1 protein-coding gene and 1 pseudogene are annotated in these 1,783 nt (G+C 71.7%); one reads left to right on the top strand and one right to left on the bottom strand.

Annotation, left to right across the window (positions count from 1 at the left end; all coding sequences use genetic code 11):
* The coding region (locus tag ACNFOC_RS53950; protein WP_521987231.1) for an OTU domain-containing protein at positions 1-1,724 on the top strand (1,724 nt) is incomplete at its 5' end.
* Here the strand turns inward: ACNFOC_RS53950 and ACNFOC_RS53945 are convergent.
* A pseudogene (locus ACNFOC_RS53945) lies at positions 1,699-1,783 on the bottom strand (metal-sensing transcriptional repressor); the annotation flags it as partial. The gene ACNFOC_RS53950 and the pseudogene ACNFOC_RS53945 overlap by 26 nt on opposite strands.

The following is a 1,783-nucleotide window of genomic DNA, read 5'->3' as shown; positions in this document are numbered from 1 at the left end:
CCCCGTTGTCGCCGTATGCCACCCCCACGGGCAACGCCGTCCCGACCCCCGGCGACGGCAACTGCCTCCTGTACGCGGTCATCGGCAGCGCGCCGGACCTGGTCCGCACGCACCTACGAGGGGCCACCCCGGGCCTCGACGCGGCCACCGACACCTGGCTCGGCCGGCCCAACGCCGTACGGCAGACCCTCAGGGCGCTGGCGCTGAACCCGCAGACCGCGACCCAGGGATCCGGTCAACTCCAGGCCGCGCAGCAGGGGTTGCAGAACCTGGTGCTGGCCCGGCTGGCGGCGGCGCAGAACGGCAGCCGCCCGCTCCCGGCGCAGGTGCTCGGCCAGCTCCGGGGAGTCCTCGTCGCCCCCTTCACGACGGCGGCGCAGGGCATGACCGTCACCGAGATCGACAACGCGCTGGTCCAGTACGGCATCCAGGGCGTGACCCACGCCGAGGACCTGGACCCGGTCGACCTCCAGACCCGCTATCTGCAAGCGGTCTCGGCGCCGGGAGCCCCGCCCGCACCGGCCGGCGCCGCCCCGAGCAACCGGCGGATGTTCGCCTATCTGCGTGCGGTGAACGCGCTCCCGACGCTCGCCACCATGACACCGGACGAGCGCCGGTCGCTGCTGATCGCCGGCTACCACCGCAGCACCGCCCCGCTCACCGCGGACGAAGAGACCATGCTCGACGGCGCGGTGAGCCACTGGTCCGCCGCGTGGGCGCACCCGATCGGCGACACCTTCCTGCCCCTGCTCGCCGACACCCTCGGCGCCCCGATCCACGTCTTCCAGCCGACGTCCGCCCCGACCGTCGGCGCCCCCGCGACCGCCGGCCCCCAGGGCATCGTGCTGCGCTACGGCCCGACCACCAACACCCCCGCCCTGGAGGTCCACTACACGGGCCTGAACCACTACAGCGCCAGCGACGCGAACGCCGGCACCACTCCGGCGACCGCCACCCCGGCGAACATCACCACGTCACAGGCGCCCCGGGGTCCCGAGGACGCCAACAGCGTTCAGCCAAACGGCCGTTACCGTCCCGCACCCACACGCGACGCCGATGACGAGCGCCCCGCGTCCCGCGTCGCCGACCCCGCGCCGAAGGACACCTGGCACGGCCTGCGTCCGCACGCCCGCCCGGCTGTTCACTCCACGGAGCGCTTCGATCCGCACGCGGATCAGTCCAACTCGCCCCGCCCCGGGGTCCTTAGCGGTGCGACGACGCTCATCCGTACGCAGGTCCGTCGTATCCAGGCGCCCAACGGTCAGTGGATACGGGACTACACGCTCAACCTTCCGGTCACCGCCACCGACCCGGCGCTCACCACTCAACTCAACGAGCGCATCTCCGGTCTGCTGGACACGCACCTCAACTCTGGTCTGGCGCTGCCCAGTTCAGGCGACCAGCTGCACGTCAACCTCAACCTGATCGACGACCCCGCGCACCCCGAGGCGATCACCCTCACCAACACGCCCGACCCGGCCCGCGCCGACCAACTCCACCTCGACGTCGGCCACTCCGACGCGGACCTGCTGCACGAGGTCCTGCACTATCTCGGTCTGCCGGATCAGCAGCGCGACAACGACTTCCTGCTCCGCAACCACCCGAACAGCACCACGGTCCACACCACCGGCCTCATGGCCACCACCCAGGACCCCGTCCACATCCCGCACCGCTACCTCCGCACCATCGAGAACGTCACCGCGGGGCGGCGGCGAGCTGTGTGACGACGTCCTCGCAGTCGCGTCCCTCCTCGATCATCCGGATCACGCCGGAGATCTGACCC

It is taken from the genome of Streptomyces colwelliae, assembly GCF_048158785.1.
GTDB lineage: Bacteria > Actinomycetota > Actinomycetes > Streptomycetales > Streptomycetaceae > Streptomyces.
This window is presented reverse-complemented; position numbering and strand designations above follow the sequence as displayed.